This window comes from Serratia sp. Ae19-1 (assembly GCF_059801225.1).
Genome location: NZ_JBCHWD010000017.1, coordinates 1 through 19832, shown reverse-complemented (window position 1 = coordinate 19832; position 19832 = coordinate 1). Strand labels below are relative to the sequence as shown.

The window sequence follows — 19832 nt, the reverse complement described above, 5'->3', positions numbered from 1 at the left end:
ACAGGCGCTGCTGAAGTAAGCCGCCTGGCGTCAGCCGATAAAAAAGCCGGTCATCATGACCGGCTTTTTTTATGGACGAAACCTGCGCTTACGACGCGGCGTTGGCGCTTTCGGCGCTGCGCAACCGGTCATAAGCCGCCGCCAGCAACAGCACCAACAGCGTCGGCTGCAGCCAAACCAGGCCCTGTTCGGCCAGCGGCAGCGTGTCGAACCAGGCGGGCAGCAGGCCGCTGAAGCTGGAGGAATTCAGACCGTCGGCCAGGCCGAACGCCAGGCTGGTGGCGATCACCGGCGCGAAGACGCGTTTGGCGCTGCGCCAGCGGTTCTGGCTGAAGCTGAGCAACACCAGCGCGATGCAGGGCGGGTAGATCGCCGTCAACACCGGCAGCGAGACGCGGATCAGATTGGTCAGCCCCATGTTGGAAACCAGCATGGCGAAGAGGGCGAGCAGGACCACCAGCGTGCGATAAGAAAGCGGCAGGTAGCGGGAGAAGAAGTCCGCGCAGGCGCAGGTCATGCCGACCGCCGTCACCAGGCAAGCGATGAACATCAGCACCGCCATAAAGACGCTGCCCAGATCGCCGAAGGTGTGCTGCACATAGGCGTGCAGGATCGCTGCGCCATCCTGAGCGCCGTTCCCGACCAGGCTGCCGCTGCCGGCGCCGAGCTTGAACATGCAGATATAGACCAGCGTCAGGCCGACACCGGCGATCAGGCTGGCCCACAGGGTATAACGCAGCAGCAGGCCGCTGTCGCTGACGCCGCGTGAACGGGCGGCGGTGACGATAATGGAGCCGAACATCAACGCCGACAGCGTATCCATGGTTTGATAACCCTGTACGAAGCCGGTGGAAAACGCCGATGTCTGATAGCTGCCGACGGCGGAGAGCGGCGCGCCGGCGGGCCAGATCAGGGCGGCGATGCCGAGCGCAGCCAGCGCCAGAATTTTCAGCGGTGCCAGAATATGACCGACGTTATCGAGCAGGCGACCGGGATACAGCGAGACGATCATCGCCAGGGTAAAGAACAGCAGGCTATAGATGAACTGCGGCAGGGCGCCGTCGCCGGTGAAAGGCGCGATGCCGAGAGCGAAAGAGACATTGGCGGTTCGCGGCGTGGCGAACAGCGGGCCGAGCGCCAGGTAGCAGACGGTCGCCAGCAGCAGGCCGGCGCGGCGGCCGATCGGGCCGGTCAGCAGGCTGATGCTGCCGCCGACGCGCGCCAGCGCGATCACGGCGATCACCGGCAGAGCGACGGCGGTCACCATAAAGCCGAGGGCGGCCGACCACAGATGCTCACCGGACTGCAGTCCCACCAGCGGTGGGAAAATGATGTTGCCGGCGCCGACAAACAGGGCGAAGGTCATAAAGCCCAGGGCGATAATGTCTTTCGAGGATAATTTCTTGGTCATAACGGTATGGCACTGCCTGTATTCATGAAATAAACGGCCTGGCTGCAGAGGACAGGCGCGTAGGGCAGCGAGCGCCCGCAAAAATTTTCGTCCGGCAGGATATAATAATTCGGCGATAAAAACCTGATTAATGCAGCGCCGTTTATCCTGGCGTGAACCGGCCGCCCATGATGAATAACGGCGGCCGGCAAGGCGCTGCGGGCGTTGCGTCAGCTTGCGCGCGCCACCATGTCTATCGACAGCGGGATTTCGATATGCGGTTTGAAAGAGTCGTAGGCGAAAGAAACGTGGCCGTCTTCGACCGGTTTGCGGGTGAAGAAGATCAGCATGTCGCGGGTCGAATCTTTACGCTTGTCCTGCGCTTCCACCGGCGAGAGGCTGTGTTTGCGCTCGTGGTCGACGATCAGCAGGGTGTCGAGGAAATGCCGGTGCTGTATTTCTCCCAGAATCAGCTCTCGCCGGGCCTGATCGAATTTGATGCCGCTGGTTTCGCGCATATCGTGAATAAAAGTCTTGGCGCTGTCGGCGGTCATGTTGTCGCAGCCGAGGAAAGTCGTCATGGTGTGGTCGACGCCGTCGCTGTGCACGCCCTCCAGCGCTGGTTCGCCCAGCATATGCGGCGTGGTGACGGTGCGCAGGTTGAATACGGTGCAGACGAACTTGTTGATATCCTGATTAAGCCGGGCGCGAGGCGTCACGCTTACGCCGTCGATCACATAGGCTTTGAATTTCATCAGCGCCTGAAAGACTGTATTCAGCTGCAGATCGTCGTTGATGCCGCGAAAATGGCGGACTTGGCCAGAATCGTAGCGGATGAAGTCTTCCTCGACGGAAAGCACGAACGGCTGGAACTCCAGCCGTTCGATTTGGGCGCGATCGAAGTCGAAACAGAAGCGGCCGTTTCTGGACTTGCGGAAAGGCAATGTAGGATCGTCCGCCAGATTGCCGCTGACCTGCTGCAGCTTGGCGAAATCTTCCGGCCGTGCGCCCAGCGCCAGCAGAATCTCTTGCATGGTGTCGCCGGGGATAAAGGCTGAGCGGTGTTCTTGGTAGGCCTTCTTAACTTCATCAAGCAGGGATAACTGTCGCATTTCTCGGTTGCCTCACGAATGATGTGGCGGTTATGAAATCTTGCTGCCGATTTCGACATCGAAATCGGGTTTCAGCAAGACAGTGCCTTGATCCCTGGTGACCGCGGCAAGTACCAACACTTCGGATTTAAATCCGGCAACCCGTCTGGCGGGGAAATTAACGACGGAGATGACTTTTCTGCCGAGCAGTTCATCTTCCTTATAGTTCTCGCATAATTGCGCCGAGCTGTTTTTAATGCCAATTTCCTCACCGAAATCAATACGCAGTTTATAGGCGGGCTTTAACGCCTTGTCGTTATATTCCACGGAAATAATTTCGCCGATACGCATATCCAGCTTCATAAAATCAGTGATTTCGGCCATGGGACAGTCCGGTTAATTAAGTGGCTTCAGGAAGGCTAGCAAAGGGAAATTATCCCGGCAATGTGGCTAATGGAGAGATATTCCTCATCGGATGTAGTAATTAATTTACATTTATGTAACCTGGTGGGATTAATTATAAGCTTTGTAAATTATATAAAATTGAAACCTCCTTATTTTCGGATGATTAGGGCGAGCGCGCTGGTATGAGCGCTGCGCCAACGCTGTTAAGACAGTGTTAAATTGGTTAGTATGCTTGGCAGTAATTCATCAATCGCATTTGTTCAGGTAGTGACATGGAAATAACCCACAATGCAAAACGCGATCGGCGTCAGGCATTTATCGCGCCGTTTTTCCTGATATTAATTTGGTCGACGGGATTTATCGCCGCGCGGGCGGTGGCGGATCATGCCGATCCCAACCTGTTCCTGACCTTTCGATTTTTGATCGCCGCGACGGTATTCGCTTTGCTGGCGCTGCCTTGCGCCTGGCCTAAGGGGCGCCAGTTCGTCATGCACTTGCTGACCGGCATGCTGATGAACGGCGTTTACCTCGCCGCAAGCTGGTGGGCGGTGGCGAACGGCCTGGCGGCTGGTGTGATGTCGCTGATCGGCGGCTTGCAGCCGCTGTTCACCGCGCTGATTTTCGCGCTGGTGCTGCGCAAACCGATAGGATTGCGCTCCTGGGCCGGGTTAGCCGTCGGTTTTATCGGCGTTGCGCTGGTGCTTTCCCCCCGGCTGACCGGCATCGACGTCGGCAATATGGCGCTGCTGCCGATCCTGATGGGCTTTGGCAGCATCGTTGCGCTGACGATCGGCATCATGGTGCAGAAGTCTTCGCTGGCGGCGGCCGATCTGCGGGCGGCGGGCGCTATTCAGCATCTTGGCGCGGCGATCGTGACCGGCGTATTGGCGGCCGTGATGGGCTCCGGTGCCTGGGATAATTCGCCAACGCTGTGGTTCTCGCTGCTGTGGTCGGCCGGCGTCTTGTCGCTGGGCGGCACCGCGCTGTTCATCTGGATGGTGCGCCACGGCGATTTGACTCGCATTACCGCGCTGATGCTGCTGGTACCGCCGGCGGCGGCGCTGCAGGCTTACGCGCTGTTTGGCGAGTCGCTGTCGCTGGTGCAGTTGGCGGGTTTCGTCCTGACGCTGCTGGGGGTCGCCATCGTACAGCGAATTCGCCTGCTGCGGCGCTCTCGCCTGGCAGAATAGTCTGCGACAGTCAGTACCGCAAAGCCCGCGCTGTCGGGCTTTTTCATTGTTTGAAAATCGTCCAATCTCACAAAACCGAAAGATAACAAAGCAACGCCGTTGCCTCGTCGTGCTTATTAACTATATGTTAATTTTTGGTTTGTTAAATGTTATCAGGGGATGGATGATGATGAAAAGAATCAGCGCTACCGTGGCTGCAATCACCTTACTGGGTTCCGTTTCCGCCTATGCGGCCTTCCCGGCGGGTTACCCCGCCGACTATCAGAAGCTGGTCGACGGTGCGAAGAAAGAAGGCAAGGTGGTGATTTACTCGACCACCGACACCAAGGCGGCAGCGCCGTTGATCCAGGGGTTTGAGGCGTTGTATCCGGGCATCAAGGTCGAATACAACGACATGAACAGCACCGAGCTATATAACCGCTTTATCAGCGAGCAGGCGGCCGGCGGCACCAGCGGCGACGTGGTATGGAGCTCGTCGATGGACACCATTTTGAAACTGGCGGGCGATTACGCGCAGGAATACGCCTCCCCCGAGCAGGCTCAACTGCCGAAATGGGCGGTATGGCAAGAGAAAGTGTATGGCACGACCTATGAGCCGGTGGTGTTTATCTATAACAAACGCCTAATCCCGCAAGGGGATGTGCCGGATTCGCATGCGGCGCTGGCCAAGCTGATCGCCGGCCAGACGGACAAATTCAAGAAGAAAGTCACCACTTACGACATCGAAAAATCCGGCGTCGGCTTCATGCTGTCGGTGCAGGACTTCAAGGCCGATCCCAACTACTTCAAAACGCTGGCTGACGTGGCCAAGGGCGGGCTGGCGGTGCAATCCTCCACCGGCACCATGATGGAGCGCGTCTCTTCCGGTGAAAACCTGATCGGTTTCAATATCCTTGGCTCGTACGCCGAGGCGCGCGCCAAGAGCGATCCGTCGCTTGGCATCGTCTATCCGAAAGACTACACCCTGGTGCTGTCGCGCGTGAGCTTCATCAGCAAAGAGGCCGGCAACCCTAACGCCGCCAAGCTGTGGTTCGACTACGTGCTGTCGGAGAAAGGGCAAAATATCCTCGCCAACCAGGCTGACATTCCCTCGATCCGCAACGATATCGAAGGCAAGAACGACATCGACGGCATGACCAAGCTGCTGGGAAATGCGCTCAAGCCGATTCCGGTCGACGACAGCCTGCTGGAATATCTGCAGCCGGCCAAGCGTCTCGACTACATCAAACAATGGCGCGCCGCGGCGGCGAAATAACAGGGACTGCATTCGGACGCGCGCCTGTCGCACCGGCGCGCGCCCTTTGGTCGTCGTTTACAACCATAGGGAGCATTTATGCAAGCATGGCGCAGAAAGTGGCAGAGCCTGCCGCGCGGCCTGGTGGTGTTGATAACCGCGCTGGTTATCTATGTCCCCCTGTCGTTTATCATCATTCAAAGCTTCCTCTCGGCTCCGTTTTTCTCTCCTTCCAAGGTCTTCAGCCTGGAGGCCTTCGAGTTCATCTTTACCGATCCGGATTTCTACAAGGCACTGAGAAGCGGCTTTATTCTGGCATTCGGTCTGGTGATCATCGCCATCCCGCTCGGCGGCATTTTGGCCTTCCTGATGGTGCGCACCGATCTGCCGGGGCGGCGGATCATCGAACCGCTGATTCTGGTGCCGATCTTCGTGTCGCCGATGGTGCTGGGCTTCGGCTATGTGGTGGCGGCGGGGCCGGTGGGCTTCTTCTCACTGTGGGCGGAGGCGTTGTTGGGCTTCGTGCCGTGGAACATCTATTCGATGGCCAGCATCGTGGTGATCGCCGGGTTAACGCACGTGCCCCACGCCTACCTGTACATCTCCTCGGCGCTGCGCAGCGTGGGTTCCGACGTTGAAGAAGCGGCGCGCACCGCCGGTGCCACGCCGCTGCAGGTGATGACCGCCGTCAGCCTGCCGATGGTGCGGCCGTCTATCCTGTACGCCGGGGTGCTGCTGTTCTTCCTCGGGCTGGAAGTGTTCGGCCTGATGCTGGTGCTGGGCGATCCGGAAGGCAACCTGGTGCTGGCGACCTACCTGTACCAGTTGACCAACAAGCTGGGCACGCCGTCTTACCATCTGATGGCGGCGGTAGCGGTAGTGCTGATCTGCATCACCATTCCGCTGGTGATGCTGCAGCGCCGGCTGATGCGCACCGCCAACCGCTTCGTCACCGTCAAGGGCAAAGCCTCGCAGGCTCGCGCGTTGCCGCTCGGCAAATGGCGCTGGGTGGCCGGCGCGGTGGTGGTGTTCTGGCTGACCATCACCATCGGCGTGCCGCTGATCGGCGTGGTGCTGCGGGCCTTTATCTCCAACTGGGGCGTGGGCGTGTCTGTCTGGGACGAACTGTCGATCAACACCTTCCGCACCATCTGGGCACAGCCCAACCTGCTGCGCGCCATCGTCAACTCGATGGCGATCGGGGTGATCGGCGGGGCGCTGGCGGTGGCGTGTTACCTGTTTATCGGCATCGCCATGCACCGCAAGCCGGATGGCGCCACGCGCTTCCTCGACTACAGCGTGCTGGTGCCGCGCGCGGTGCCGGGGCTGTTGGCCGGCCTGGCGTTCCTGTGGGTGTTTCTGTTCCTGCCGATGTGGCTGGACAAATCGCTCAAGGAAGGTTGGCTGTCGGCGCTGCCGATGGCCGAGTGGCTGCGTGAGAACGGGATTGTCTGGCTGCGTTCGCTGCGCAGCACCATCTTCAGCGTCTGGCTGGCGTACACCGTGGTGTGGATGGCCTATGGGTTGAGGCTGATCTCTTCCACGCTGCTGCAGGTGGGGCCGGAGCTGGAGGAGGCGGCGCGCAGCGCCGGCGCCAGCCGCGGCCAGATCACCCGCCACGTGACCATTCCGCTGTCGCGCTACGGCCTGATCGGCTCCTGGCTGCTGATGTTCCTGATCTTTGAACGCGAATATTCCACCGGGGTGTATCTGCTGTCTCCGGGCACGGAAACCATCGGCTCGATGCTGGTTTCCCTGTGGGCCGCGGGCGCTATCGATATCGTCGCCGCGCTGTCGTTCATCAATATCCTGCTGGTGGTGCTGGGGTTAGGGATCGCCTTGCGCTTTGGAGTGAAATTACATGATTGAACTTTCGGTAGAGAATCTGCATTTGACCTATGGCGACAACCCGGTGCTGAAAGGGGTGTCGATGGATCTCAAACGGGGCGAAGTGGTCTCGTTGCTGGGACCGTCGGGCAGCGGCAAAACCACGCTGCTGCGGGCGGTGGCCGGGCTGGAGAAACCGAGCCAGGGACGGATCGTCATCGGCAACAGCGCGGTGTACAACGGCAGCGCGCGCAGCGAAATTCCCGCCGAAGAGCGCAATCTGGGGCTGGTGTTTCAGTCCTACGCCCTGTGGCCGCATAAAACGGTGTTTGAGAACGTCGCTTACCCGCTGAAGCTGCGTAAGACCGGCTCGGCGGAGATCGCCCAGCGGGTACAGGCGGTGCTGGATCAGCTCGGGCTGGGGCATTTAGCCAAGCGCCACCCGCACCAGCTTTCCGGCGGCCAGCAGCAGCGCGTGGCGATCGGCCGCGCACTGGTCTACAACCCACCGGTGATCCTGCTGGATGAGCCGCTGTCCAACCTCGACGCCAAGCTGCGTGAAGAGGCGCGGGTATTCCTGCGTGAACTGATCATCAAACTTGGTCTGTCGGCCCTGATGGTGACTCACGATCAAAACGAGGCGATGGCCATCTCCGATCGCATCCTGCTGCTCAATAACGGCAAAATCGAGCAGCAGGGCACGCCGCAGGAGATGTACGGCTCGCCCACTACGCTGTTCACCGCCGAGTTCATGGGCAGCAACAACCGCTTGCCGGGCAAGATCGTGGCGCTGGAAGGCGATCGGGCGCGTATCGAAGGCAAGGATTGGGCGCTGTGGGGCAAAGCGGGCGCAGGCGTGCAGGTTGGCCAGGAGGGGACGGCGGTGATCCGCGTGGAGCGCGTGCGGTTGGGCGAAGATCCGCAGGGCAACCAGCTTGAGCTGCCGTTGCTGACCAGCATGTATCTCGGCGATCGCTGGGAATACCTGTTCCGCACCGTGGCCGAAGATTTCGTGGTGCGCGCCTACGGCCACGAGGCGCGCGAGCAGGCGCTGTGCCGGCTCTCCCTGCCGGCCGAGCATCTGTGGATATTCCCGAAAGCCTAATCAGGACGCCCGCTGATGCGGGCGCTTCGTTTACAGATCCAGCACCAGCCGGCTGCCTTTGGCGCGTGAGCAGCAGATCAACAGGGTTTGCTGCGCCGCGCGCTCTTCGTCACTGAGATACTGATCGCGGTGATCGGCTTCCCCTTCGACGATGCGGGTTTCACAGGTGCCGCAAATGCCTTCGCGGCACAGGCACTCAACCTTGGCCGCCTTGCTGTTTTCCAGCGCCTGCAGGATGGTCATGTCTTCCGCCACTTCAAGCTCAACGCCCGAGCGAGCCAGCACCAGCGTAAAGGCGCCGCCCGCCGTGTTTTCGGCGGCAAAGGCCTCGCTGTGTAAACGCGCCGGGTTAATGCCCAGTTCGGCGGCGATCTGGTAAACCGCTTCGTTCAGCGCCGCCGGGCCGCAGACGTAGATATGAGCGCCGGGTTCCACGTCGGCCAGCGTGCGCGCCAGATCCAACCGGCCGTTAAGGCTGGATACATGGCAACTGACGTGGTCGGCGAATGGCGCTTGCATCAGCTGTTGCTGAAAGGCGTTGTGTTCCTCGCTGTGGAAGCAATAGTGCAGATGATAGCGTTGCCCACTGCGCTGCAGCTCGTGCAGATGGGCCATAAACGGCGTGATGCCGATGCCGCCGGCGATCAGCACGTGATGCTGCGCCTCCGGCGCCAGCGCGAACAGGTTATTCGGGGTGCTGATTGTCAGCGCATCGCCGACTGCGAGGCGGTCGTGCATGAAGTCGGAACCGCCTTTGGAAGGGGATTCGCGTCGGACGGCAATCTGATAATGTTCGAGCTCGAACGGCGAGCTGAGCAGCGAATAGGCGTTGCTGTAGCGCCGCTCGCCGTCCTGCATCTGCACGATGATGTGGCTGCCGCCGCTGAAGGCGGGCAACGGCTGGCCTTGGGGATCCGCCAGGGTAAAGCGCTTGACCTGTGCGGTGACGGTTTCGATGTCGACGACGCGAACATCAAGCATCTGATAGCTGGTCATTCATTGGCTCCAAAGCGCGGGCGTCCCCGCGCATGAAAAAGTTATACCGCCTGGCACAGGTATTTGAGCTCCAGATAGTCTTCGATGCCGTATTCGGAGCCTTCGCGCCCCAGGCCCGACTGTTTCACCCCGCCGAAAGGCGCCACCTCGTTGGAGATAAGCCCGGTATTGATGCCGACCATGCCGTACTCCAGCCGTTCCGAAACGCGCCAGATGCGCGCCGCATCGCGGGTATAGAAGTAGGCGGCCAAGCCGTAGATGGTATCGTTGGCCTGACGGATCGCCTCGGCTTCGTCATCGAACACCACCAGCGGCGCGACCGGGCCGAAGATCTCTTCTTCCAGCAGCAGTGAGCCGGGCTGCACGTCGCCCAGCACCGTCGGGGTGAAGAAGTTGCCGCCCAGCGCGTGCGGCGTGGCGCCGGTCAGCACCTGAGCGCCTTTGCTCAGCGCATCATCGAGTAGCTCCAGCACCTTGTCGCGCGCCTTGCGGTTGATCAGCGGGCCTATTTGCACACCCGGTTCGAAGCCGTTGCCGACCTGCAGCGCCGCTACCCGGGCGACAAATTTTTCGGCGAACTGGGCGTAAACGCCGCGTTGTATGTAGAACCGGTTGACGCACACGCAGGTCTGCCCGGCGTTGCGGTATTTGGCGATCAGCGCGCCTTCCACTGCAGCATCGATGTCCGCATCGTCAAACACGATGAACGGCGCGTTGCCGCCCAGTTCCAGCGACACCTTCTTGATGGTGTCCGAGCTCTGACGCATCAGCAGCCTGCCCACCGGCGTGGAGCCGGTAAAGCTGAGTTTGCGCACCTGCGGGTGGCGGGTCAGCTCGGCGCCGATCGCCTGCGAGTTGCCGGTCACCACGTTGAACACCCCGGCGGGAATGCCGGCGCGCTCGGCCAACTCGGCCATCGCCAGCGCCGAGTAAGGGGTCTCGTTGGCGGGTTTGACCACCAGCGTACAGCCGGCCGCCAGTGCCGGCGCGGCCTTGCGGGTGATCATCGCCGCCGGGAAGTTCCACGGCGTGATCGCCGCGCACACGCCGATGCCTTGTTTCAGCACCATCAGGCGTTTGTCGCTGCTCGGCGAAGGAATGATGTCGCCGTTGGTGCGCTTGGCCTGTTCGGCGAACCATTCGATAAAGGAAGCGGCGTAGCGGATCTCGCCCAGCGACTCCGCCAGCGGTTTGCCTTGTTCCAGCGTCATCAGGCTGGCCAGATCCTGCTGGTGTTCCAGCATCAGTTCGAACCAGCGGCGCAGCAGCTGGGCGCGCTGTTGCGCCGGCAGCGCGCGCCAGCCTTCCAGCGCTTGCTGAGCGGCGTCGATCGCCCGTTGGGTTTCGGCCGTCGCCATATTGGGCACGCTGCCGATGAGTTGGCCGGTGGCAGGATCGCTCACCGGCAGCGTTTCCTGGTTGTCGGCGTCGCGCCACTGGCCGTTGATGTATGCCTGTTGACGCAGTAGCGCCCGATCGGAAATATTCACAAAGAACCTCACAAGTCAGGGAAAGGGGCCCGTGGGCCCCGTCGCATCAGGGTTGATAAACCTGCGCCAGCAGATTGTGGAAGTGGGCGATGCCGTGTTCGCTGACGCCGCTGCCGGCGCCGTCGGCCATGATGCGCCCCTGGCCGCGATAGCCGCGCGATTTGAGGCCTTTTTGCACGCTCTCCACCAGCCGCAGGTCTTCCGGTCGGAACACGTCGCGGTACCAGTCGATCAGCTTGAGCTGCTCGTCGCTCAACTCGGCGTTGGTAAAGTAGATGTCGTAGTGCTGCAGGGTAGTTTCCGCATCGACCGGGAATTCGTAAATCACCGTCATCATGCCTTCCAGCGGCGGCATGTTGAACATGGTACACGGCCACAGCCAGATGCCGTGGAAGCTGGCTTCTTTGCCCTCTTCAAACTTGAACGACTGCTCTGAAGGGCGGGCGTAGCCGAACTGCAGCGTCCAATTGCCGTGCAGGGTGTGCCAGTAGCGATCGACCTGCACCGAGTCGGCGAAGCCGGGGTGCGCCGGGCCACAGTGGTAGCACTCGAGGTAGTTGTCGACGATGTTCTTCCAGTTGGCCGGGGTGCGGGTGACGAAGCGCGCCGCCAGCTTGAGATCGTCGACCTGCGGGCAGGCTTCGCGCACTTTGGCGCCGAGGCCCGGCAGCTGGTCTTCCACCGTGCCGGCCTGCGAGTCCAGATTGACGTAGATAAACCCGGCGTATTCTTCGACCCGCACCGGCATCAGGTGCGAGTTTTCTTTATCGAAGTTCTGCACGTTTTCACAGTTGCGCGCGTGCGCCAGCTCGCCGTCCAGCTTGAACGCCCAGGCGTGGTAAGGGCAGGTGATGACGTTTTTCGCCCGGCCGTCACCCGCCAACAGCTGGTGGCCGCGGTGCGGGCAGACGTTGTAAAAGGCGCGCAGCACTTTATCGCGGCCGCGCACCACCAGAATGTTTTCGCCGATGATCTCGCGGGTAATGTAGTCGTTCGGTTCGGCGAGCTCGCTGCGGTGCGCCACGCAGATCCAGCTGGTGGCGAACACCTGCTCTTTTTCGTGCTCGAACGCCGCCTGGTGGGTATAGAAACGGGCCGGAATGGTGTAAGCCTCGCGGGCGTCGGCGCAGAAATCTTTCGGTAAGGTAAATTCAGGGATCAGAGTGCTCATAAGTTAACCTTCCTCTTTCTTATTGTCATTTCGCCATAGGGCGCGGTTGATACGACGATGGAGCGGAGAGTTCGGCGGCCGGCGGCGCCTCGGGCAGCGCCGGCGGGCTGCTTTCGATCAGGTGCGCCGGAATGGCCGCGTAGTCCTGCTTCAGCCAGCGGGCGAAGCCGTAGGTTTTCACCAGCAGCACCAGCAGGAACGGCAGTGCGGTCAGGATCACCGTGGTTTTCATGGTGTCCAGCGAAGCGCCGGTGAACAGGATCGACAGCGGGATCAGGGTGATTACCACGCACCAGAACAGGCGCAGCATCGGGCTGGGATCTTGCCCTTCCTGCAGGTTGCGGGTGCTGGTGGCGGCCATGGTGTAGGCCACGGCGTCCATATGGGAGGCTAGGAAAATGATCATGATGAACAGATAGGCGGCCAGGAACAGCTTGCCGAGCGGCAGCGCCGTCAGCAGCATCTGCACGGCGGTTTCGCCGCCCTGGGTGCTGAGGATCTCCGGCACGTTGAGCTGCCCGCTGATGAACTGGTGCATGGCGTAACTTTCCAGCGAGCCGAAGAAGAACCAGCAGCCGAGGGTACTGCCGAGCAGCAACGCCCAGATCACCTCTTTAATCTTGCGGCCGCGCGAGACGCGGGTGACGAACATCGCCACGCCCGGGGTATAGGAGATCCACCACAGCCAGTAGAACACCGTCCAGCTGCGGCTGAAGCTGCCGTCGCCCATCGGGTCGGTGAACAGGCTCATCTGCAGGAAGTTTTGCGCCGTCAGGCCGATGGCGTTGATGGTGTTGTTGATGGTGAACTCGGTCGGGCCGACCAGCAACACCAGCCCGGCGAAGGCGAAGGCGCCCCAGCCGACCATTTTGCTCAGGCGTTGCATGCCGCCGTCGATGCCGATGTAGGAGCTGAGACAGAAGATCACCGCCGCCAGCAGGATCACCGTTGCCTGTACCGTGAAGTTATCCGGGATGCCGGTCAACGCCGTCAGCCCGCGAGTAAAGGTGGAGGCGGTCAGCACCAGCGAAATGGTGAGGGCGCCGACGGTGGCGACCAGGAAAATCAGATCCACCATCCGCCCGATCGGTCCGTTGGCGCGCACGCCGGTGATGGCGGAAATGATCCCCGACAGGCTGAGCCCTTTGTTCTTACGCACGTGGAAGTGGTAGGCCATGATCAGCGAAGCGAGGGCATAGGTCGCCCAGGCGCTCAGGCCCCAGTGGAAGAAGGAGTAGCTGATGCTGTATTCCAGCGCCTTTGGGGTGCGCGGCGCGATGTTCAGCCCCGGTGTCTGGTAATAATACGCCCACTCCATCACCCCCCAATACAGGGTGGACGAGCCGAGGCCGGCGCAGATGAACATGAACAGCCAGGCCAGCGTGGAGTATTGCGGTTTGCCTTCGCCGAGGCGGATGTTGCCGTATTTGCTCAACGCCAGATACAGCACCACCAGCAGGGCGATCAGCACCAGGATTTGAATGGTTGAACCGAACAGCCGGGTGACGCCGTTGAAAATGGTGTTGGCGATAAGCGCGGATTGAGCCGGAAAGAGCATCAGGCAAATGGCGATCAGCGCAATACTGCACAGGCTGATGGCGATGAGCGTGACATCCTTTTTAGGGGTGCTCTGCATGGGAGTGAACTCCTGTTATCGGTGGTGGGCCGGTGCGTGAAGCGTAGGGGGCGCCCGGGCCTTATTGGTTTGAACCCTTTGTTTTGTTACACCGCGAGGAGCAAATGCCCCGGCTGAACGCCGCCGGGAATATTTACTCTTCATTAACATTTTCGAGTGTGCACAAATTACAGGAGGGCCACAATTGGGGTATCTGTAAAAGGATAAAACACAGTATGTAAACAGTTTGTTGTGATCTTGACCGGGGTATTGGCGTGCTTTCTGCGGTGGTTTTCAGCGGATTTGCGGCGGCGATCGAAGCGGAAAAACGGACGTGGCGAAGCAGGGCGCGAAAGAGCGCCCTGCGCGGGAAAATCAACGGCGTTTAGCGTTGCAGCAGGGCGGCGATCGCCTGGCCGACTTGCTGGGTGGAGGCGTCGCCGCGCATGTCCGGCGTGCGCGGCCCGTCGGCGATGATGCGTTCGATCGCCTGCAGGATGCCATCGTGCGCCTGGCGGTAGCGGGTATCGCCGTCGCCGAGGAAGTCCAGCATCATCGCACCGCTCCAGATCATGGCGATCGGGTTGGCGATGTTCTTGCCGAAAATGTCCGGCGCCGAGCCGTGCACCGGCTCGAACAGCGACGGGAAGTTGCGTTCCGGGTTCAGGTTGGCCGACGGCGCGATGCCGATGGTGCCGGTACAGGCCGGGCCGAGATCCGACAGAATATCGCCGAACAGGTTGGAAGCCACCACCACGTCGAAGCGTTCGGGATTCAGCACGAAGCGCGCACACAGGATATCGATGTGCTGTTTATCCCAGGCGATATCAGGGTATTGGCGCGCCATCTCCGCTACGCGCTCATCCCAGTACGGCATGCTGATGGCCATACCGTTGGACTTGGTGGCGGCGGTCAGACGCTTGCGCGGGCGCTGCTGCGCCAGCTCAAAGGCGTATTTCAGGATGCGATCCACGCCCTGACGGGTGAACACCGACTCCTGGATCACCATTTCGCGTTCGGTGCCTTCGAACATCCGCCCGCCGAGCGAGGAGTATTCCCCTTCGGTATTTTCGCGCACCACGTAGAAATCGATGTCGCCCGGCTGCTTGTTCGCCAGCGGGCAGGGCACGCCGGGAAACAGCCGCACCGGGCGCAGGTTGACGTATTGCTCGAAGTCGCGGCGAAATTTCAGCAGTGAACCCCACAGCGAAATGTGGTCGGGCACCGTGTCCGGCCAGCCGACGGCGCCGAAATAGATGGCGTCGAAGCCCTTGAGCTGTTCAAACCAATCGTCCGGCATCATCTGGCCGTGGTGCTGGTAGTAGTCGCAGCTGGCCCACTCGAAGGTGTCGAATTCCAACGACAGATCCCAGCGCGCCGCCGCTGCCTGCAATACCCGTATGCCTTCCGGCAACACTTCCCGTCCGATACCGTCCCCGGGGATAGCGGCAATCTTGTACGTTTTGCTCATACAGAGGTCTCATTTGTAGGTAGGGGAGATTGACAACACTGTTATCCTATAATTGACTAACTGTTAATCAATCGCGAAAACGGTGAAACATAAAACACGAATCATGAATAATATGCCGATCCTGAGTGACCTGCGGGTGTTCGTGCTGGTGGCGCGCCGCGCCGGGTTCGCCGCCGCCGCCGAAGAGCTGGGCGTTTCGCCGGCCTTTATCAGCAAGCGCATCGCGCTGTTGGAGAAGGCGCTGGACGTCTCGTTGCTGCATCGCACCACGCGGCGGGTGGCGATCACCGAAGACGGCGAACGCATCTACGAATGGGCGCAGCGCATTCTCAACGATGTCGATCAGATGATGGACGAACTGTCCGAAGTGCGCCAGGCGCCGCAGGGCATGCTGCGCGTGGTCAGCAGCTTCGGCTTCGGCCGGCGTTTCGTGGCGCCGGCGCTGTCGGCGCTGGCCAGGGAGTATCCGCAGCTGGAACTGCGGCTCGACGTGTCCGATCGGCTGGTGGATCTGGTCAGCGAAGGATTCGATCTGGATATCCGCATCGGCGACGATATCGCCCCTAATCTTATCGCGCGCAAGCTGGCGGACAATCAGCGCATTCTGTGCGCTTCGCCGGCGTACCTGCAGCGCCACGGCGTGCCGAAAAGCCCGGCGGAGCTGGCGGGCCGCGCCTGCCTGGTGATCAAGGAGCGCGACCACCCGTTCGGGCTGTGGCGGTTGCAGGGGCCGGGCGGCGAAGAGACGGTAAAGGTGACGGGGGCGCTGGCGTCGAATCACGGCGAAATCGTGCACCAGTGGTGCCTGGACGGGCAGGGCGTCGCGCTGCGTTCCGCCTGGGACGTGAAAGAGAACATCGACAGCGGCCGGCTGGTGCATATCCTGCCGGAGTACTATCAGCCGGCCAACATCTGGGCGGTATACGTCTCCCGGCTGGCAACGTCGGCGAAAGTGCGAGTGACGGTCGAATTTTTGCGCGACTATTTCCGCGAGCACTATGGCGAAACGGGGACGGCAGGTGAAAATTCGTCGCGGCCTTGAGGCCAAAAATGTGCGCCAGATCATCTTATGCTCGTAAAACTCCCCTCCGTTACTTGTGGAACTGTTGCTCCTGTTCCTTTTGCCAAAACTTTGGTTTATGCTCAGCTGAAGCGTTTCAGTTGAGACACTCTTCGACAGAAACGCCGATGTGACGGCGGCGAAAAGCCGCTGAAGCGCGGGAATAATGCAAACGCGGCGATTCACAGCGGGCGGTGCGATCCACTACTCTATGCGGGTTAGTGAGACAACCAGTCAGCGCCGGCCCGGCGCCGGTGAATCAGCCCGGCGGGGAAGGCCCTTTTTCAGGAGCAGCATGACCATCCGCATAGCGATAAACGGCTTTGGCCGCATCGGCCGCAGCGTATTGCGCGCACTGTACGAATCGGGACGACGGGCGGAAATCTCCGTGGTGGCGATCAACGAGCTGGCGAACGCCGAGGGCATGGCCCATCTGCTGAAGTACGACTCCAGCCACGGCCGCTTCGCCTGGGATGTGCGGCAAGAGTGCGACACGCTGAGCGTCGGGGATGACGCGATTCGCCTGTTGCATCAGCCGGCGGTGGAGCAGTTGCCCTGGGGCGAGCTGGGCGTCGATGTGGTGCTGGACTGCAGCGGCGTGTACGGCAGCCGGGCAGATGGCGAGGCCCATCTGGCGGCGGGGGCGAAGAAAGTGCTGTTCGCCCATCCGGGCGGCAACGATCTGGACGCCACCATCGTGTTCGGCGTCAACCATCAGACGCTGCTGGCGGAGCATCGCATCGTGTCCAACGCTTCGTGCACCACCAACTGCATTATTCCGGTGATCAAGCTGCTGGACGACGCTTACAGCATCGAGTCCGGCACCGTGACCACCATTCACTCGGCGATGAACGATCAGCCGGTGATCGACGCGTATCACGCGGATTTGCGGCGCACCCGCGCGGCGAGCCAGTCGATCATTCCGGTCGACACCAAGCTGGCCGCGGGCATCACCCGCATCTTCCCGCAGTTTTGCGATCGCTTCGAGGCTATCTCGGTACGCGTGCCGACCATCAACGTGACGGCTATCGATCTGAGCGTCAGCGTGAGCGCCGCGGTAAAGGTGGCGGAGGTCAACCAGCTGTTGCAAAAGGCCGCAAGGGAATCATTTCGTGGTATAGTTGACTACACGGAATTACCATTGGTCTCGATCGATTTTAACCATGACCCGCACAGCGCTATCGTCGACGGTACGCAGACCCGGGTCAGCGGGCAGCACCTGATAAAGACCTTGGTCTGGTGCGACAATGAATGGGGCTTTGCCAATCGGATGTTGGATACAACACGGGCAATGGCCGCCAGCGGTTTCTAGTACGGCGGCGCCGGCGTGATTGGCGCGCTGCTCAGGCAATTTTATAGAGATTCAATAAAGAGGGTTCACCATGTCTGTAATTAAGATGACCGATCTGGATCTGGCGGGTAAACGCGTACTGATCCGCTCCGATCTGAACGTGCCGGTAAAAGACGGTAAAGTGACTTCCGACGCGCGTATCCGCGCTTCCCTGCCGACTATCGAAGCTGCGCTGAAGCAAGGCGCCCGCGTGATGGTAACCTCCCACCTGGGTCGTCCTACCGAAGGCGAGTACAACGAAGAATTCTCCCTGCTGCCTGTGGTCAACTACCTGAAAGATCACCTGAAATCCCCAGTGCGTCTGGCGAAGGATTATCTGGATGGCGTCGACGTCGCCGAAGGCGAACTGGTGGTGCTGGAAAACGTCCGCTTCAACAAGGGCGAGAAGAAAGACGACGAAACCCTGTCCAAGAAATACGCGGCGCTGTGCGACGTGTATGTGATGGACGCGTTCGGTACCGCGCACCGCGCGCAGGCTTCCACCCACGGCGTGGGCAAGTTCGCGCCAGTCGCCTGTGCCGGCCCGCTGCTGTCCGCTGAGCTGGAAGCGCTGGGCAAGGCTCTGGGCAACCCGGCCCGTCCGATGGTCGCCATCGTGGGCGGTTCTAAAGTCTCCACCAAACTGACCGTGCTGGATTCTCTGTCCAAAATCGCCGATCAGCTGATCGTCGGCGGCGGCATCGCCAACACCTTCGTGGCGGCGCAGGGCAACAACGTGGGCCAGTCCCTGTACGAACCTGACCTGATCCCGAACGCGCAGAAACTGCTGGAAACCTGCGACATCCCGGTTCCGACCGATGTGCGCGTCGCGACCGAGTTCTCCGAAACCGCGACCGCGACCGTGAAGCAGGCCAACGAGATCCAGGACAACGAGCAAATTCTGGATATGGGCGACGTCTCTGCCGAGCGTCTGGCCGTTATCCTGAAGAACGCCAAGACCATTCTGTGGAATGGCCCGGTTGGCGTATTCGAGTTCCCTAACTTCCGTAAGGGCACCGAAATTGTCGCCCGCGCGATCGCCGATAGCGACGCTTTCTCCATCGCTGGCGGCGGCGACACTCTGGCAGCCATCGATCTGTTCGGTATCGCTGACAAAATTTCCTACATCTCCACCGGCGGTGGCGCATTCCTGGAATTCGTTGAAGGGAAACCGCTGCCTGCAGTCGTGATGCTGGAAGAGCGCGCTAAGCAGTAATTCAGACAACGGGAGGCGAAAGCCGCCCGTTTGTTTTATACCGCGCGGCACAGGCTGCGCGGCGTGAAAACATCGATTTACATCCATCTACGGCCGACGAAACAGGACAAAGTAACATGTCTAAAATTTTTGATTTCGTAAAACCGGGTGTCATCACGGGTGATGACGTTCAGAAAGTCTTCGCAGTTGCTAAAGAGAACAACTTTGCGCTGCCAGCGGTAAACTGCGTGGGTACCGACTCCATCAACGCCGTGCTGGAAGCCGCAGCTAAAGTGCGTGCACCGGTCATCGTTCAGTTCTCCAACGGCGGCGCCGCGTTTATCGCCGGCAAAGGCGTGAAGACCGATGTGCCTCAGGGCGCAGCGATTCTGGGCGCTATCTCTGGTGCGCACCACGTTCACCAGATGGCTGAACACTACGGCGTGCCGGTGATCCTGCACACCGACCACTGCGCGAAGAAACTGCTGCCATGGCTGGACGGCCTGCTGGACGCCGGCGAGAAGCACTTCGCCGCTACCGGCAAACCGCTGTTCTCTTCCCACATGATCGATCTGTCTGAAGAGTCGCTGGAAGAAAACATCGAGATCTGCAGCGAATACCTGAAGCGCATGGCCAAAATCGGCATGACGCTGGAAATCGAACTGGGCTGCACCGGCGGTGAAGAAGATGGCGTGGACAACAGCCATATGGACGCTTCCGCTCTGTACACCCAGCCGGAAGACGTGGCTTACGCGTACGAAAAACTGAACGCCATCAGCCCGCGCTTCACTATCGCTGCCTCCTTCGGTAACGTGCACGGCGTGTACAAGCCAGGCAACGTCAAGCTGACCCCGACCATCCTGCGTGATTCTCAGGACTACGTGTCCAAGAAATTCAACCTGCCGCACAACAGCCTGAACTTCGTGTTCCACGGCGGTTCCGGTTCTACCGACGCAGAGATCAAAGAGTCTGTGGGTTACGGCGTGATCAAGATGAACATCGACACCGACACCCAATGGGCGACCTGGGACGGCATCCTGCAGTACTACAAAGCGAACGAAGCTTACCTGCAGGGCCAGCTGGGCAACCCGAAAGGTGCCGATCAGCCGAACAAGAAATACTACGATCCACGCGTATGGCTGCGCGCAGCGCAGACCAGCATGGTGACGCGTCTGGAGCAGGCCTTCAAAGATCTGAACGCGGTAGACGTTCTGTAATCTTCGGCACCTGTTGCACGATGCATAAGGCTCCCTGCGGGGAGC

At 60.5% G+C, this 19832-nt stretch carries 16 protein-coding genes; 8 read left to right on the top strand and 8 right to left on the bottom strand.

The window, feature by feature from the left end; genetic code table 11:
- Positions 1-88: 88 nt before the first annotated feature.
- From brnQ to AAIE04_RS24865, 3 genes are all read right to left on the bottom strand, one after another.
- A complete protein-coding gene (brnQ, locus tag AAIE04_RS24875) occupies positions 89-1411 on the bottom strand; it encodes a branched-chain amino acid transport system II carrier protein (RefSeq protein WP_498577851.1) in 1323 nt (440 codons plus the stop codon).
- 209 nt (positions 1412-1620) lie between these two features.
- Entirely contained in the window at positions 1621-2502 is an 882-nt protein-coding gene (locus AAIE04_RS24870; RefSeq protein ID WP_498577850.1) for a 2OG-Fe dioxygenase family protein, read from the bottom strand.
- Between the two features lie 30 nt (positions 2503-2532).
- Positions 2533-2865, bottom strand: a complete 333-nt coding sequence (locus tag AAIE04_RS24865) for a tRNA-binding protein (RefSeq protein WP_019455604.1) — start codon at positions 2863-2865, stop codon at positions 2533-2535.
- A gap of 293 nt (positions 2866-3158) precedes the next feature.
- On the opposite strand from AAIE04_RS24865, the gene AAIE04_RS24860 reads away from it, so the two are divergent.
- The 4 genes from AAIE04_RS24860 (at position 3159) to AAIE04_RS24845 (ending at position 8242) form a co-directional block, all read left to right on the top strand.
- Positions 3159-4076, top strand: a complete 918-nt coding sequence (locus tag AAIE04_RS24860; protein WP_498577849.1) for a DMT family transporter — start codon at positions 3159-3161, stop codon at positions 4074-4076.
- Positions 4077-4242: 166 nt separating this feature from the next.
- On the top strand, positions 4243-5331 hold the full coding sequence (locus AAIE04_RS24855; protein WP_025160204.1) for an ABC transporter substrate-binding protein: 1089 nt from the start codon (positions 4243-4245) through the stop codon (positions 5329-5331).
- Positions 5332-5409: 78 nt separating this feature from the next.
- Positions 5410-7179, top strand: a complete 1770-nt coding sequence (locus AAIE04_RS24850; RefSeq protein WP_019455607.1) for an ABC transporter permease — start codon at positions 5410-5412, stop codon at positions 7177-7179.
- Positions 7172-8242, top strand: a complete 1071-nt coding sequence (locus tag AAIE04_RS24845) for an ABC transporter ATP-binding protein (protein WP_019455608.1) — start codon at positions 7172-7174, stop codon at positions 8240-8242. Before AAIE04_RS24850 ends, AAIE04_RS24845 begins: the two co-directional genes overlap by 8 nt.
- 30 nt (positions 8243-8272) lie before the next feature.
- Here the strand turns inward: AAIE04_RS24845 and AAIE04_RS24840 are convergent, their stop codons facing one another.
- From AAIE04_RS24840 to AAIE04_RS24820, 5 genes are all read right to left on the bottom strand, one after another.
- Positions 8273-9238, bottom strand: a complete 966-nt coding sequence (locus AAIE04_RS24840; RefSeq protein ID WP_498577848.1) for a PDR/VanB family oxidoreductase — start codon at positions 9236-9238, stop codon at positions 8273-8275.
- Between the two features lie 41 nt (positions 9239-9279).
- Positions 9280-10728, bottom strand: a complete 1449-nt coding sequence (locus AAIE04_RS24835; protein WP_498577847.1) for an NAD-dependent succinate-semialdehyde dehydrogenase — start codon at positions 10726-10728, stop codon at positions 9280-9282.
- A gap of 46 nt (positions 10729-10774) precedes the next feature.
- The gene (locus AAIE04_RS24830) at positions 10775-11899 is read right to left on the bottom strand and encodes an aromatic ring-hydroxylating oxygenase subunit alpha (protein WP_074056064.1); all 1125 of its coding nucleotides are present in this window, start codon (positions 11897-11899) and stop codon (positions 10775-10777) included.
- Positions 11900-11924: 25 nt separating this feature from the next.
- Positions 11925-13535, bottom strand: a complete 1611-nt coding sequence (locus AAIE04_RS24825) for a BCCT family transporter (RefSeq protein ID WP_063917986.1) — start codon at positions 13533-13535, stop codon at positions 11925-11927.
- Between the two features lie 364 nt (positions 13536-13899).
- Positions 13900-14985, bottom strand: a complete 1086-nt coding sequence (locus AAIE04_RS24820) for a tartrate dehydrogenase (RefSeq protein ID WP_019455613.1) — start codon at positions 14983-14985, stop codon at positions 13900-13902.
- Between the two features lie 82 nt (positions 14986-15067).
- Here AAIE04_RS24820 and AAIE04_RS24815 point away from each other — a divergent pair, with 82 nt between their 5' ends.
- The 4 genes from AAIE04_RS24815 to fbaA all read left to right on the top strand — a co-directional run bounded on the left by AAIE04_RS24815 (position 15068) and on the right by fbaA (position 19787).
- Positions 15068-16027: a LysR family transcriptional regulator gene (locus tag AAIE04_RS24815; RefSeq protein ID WP_498577846.1), complete on the top strand. Its 960-nt coding sequence runs from the start codon at positions 15068-15070 to the stop codon at positions 16025-16027.
- Between the two features lie 313 nt (positions 16028-16340).
- On the top strand, positions 16341-17357 hold the full coding sequence (epd, locus tag AAIE04_RS24810) for an erythrose-4-phosphate dehydrogenase (protein ID WP_004931582.1): 1017 nt from the start codon (positions 16341-16343) through the stop codon (positions 17355-17357).
- A gap of 70 nt (positions 17358-17427) precedes the next feature.
- Positions 17428-18591, top strand: a complete 1164-nt coding sequence (gene pgk / locus AAIE04_RS24805) for a phosphoglycerate kinase (protein ID WP_025160206.1) — start codon at positions 17428-17430, stop codon at positions 18589-18591.
- A gap of 116 nt (positions 18592-18707) precedes the next feature.
- A complete protein-coding gene (fbaA, locus tag AAIE04_RS24800) occupies positions 18708-19787 on the top strand; it encodes a class II fructose-bisphosphate aldolase (RefSeq protein WP_019455616.1) in 1080 nt (359 codons plus the stop codon).
- Positions 19788-19832 lie beyond the last annotated feature (45 nt).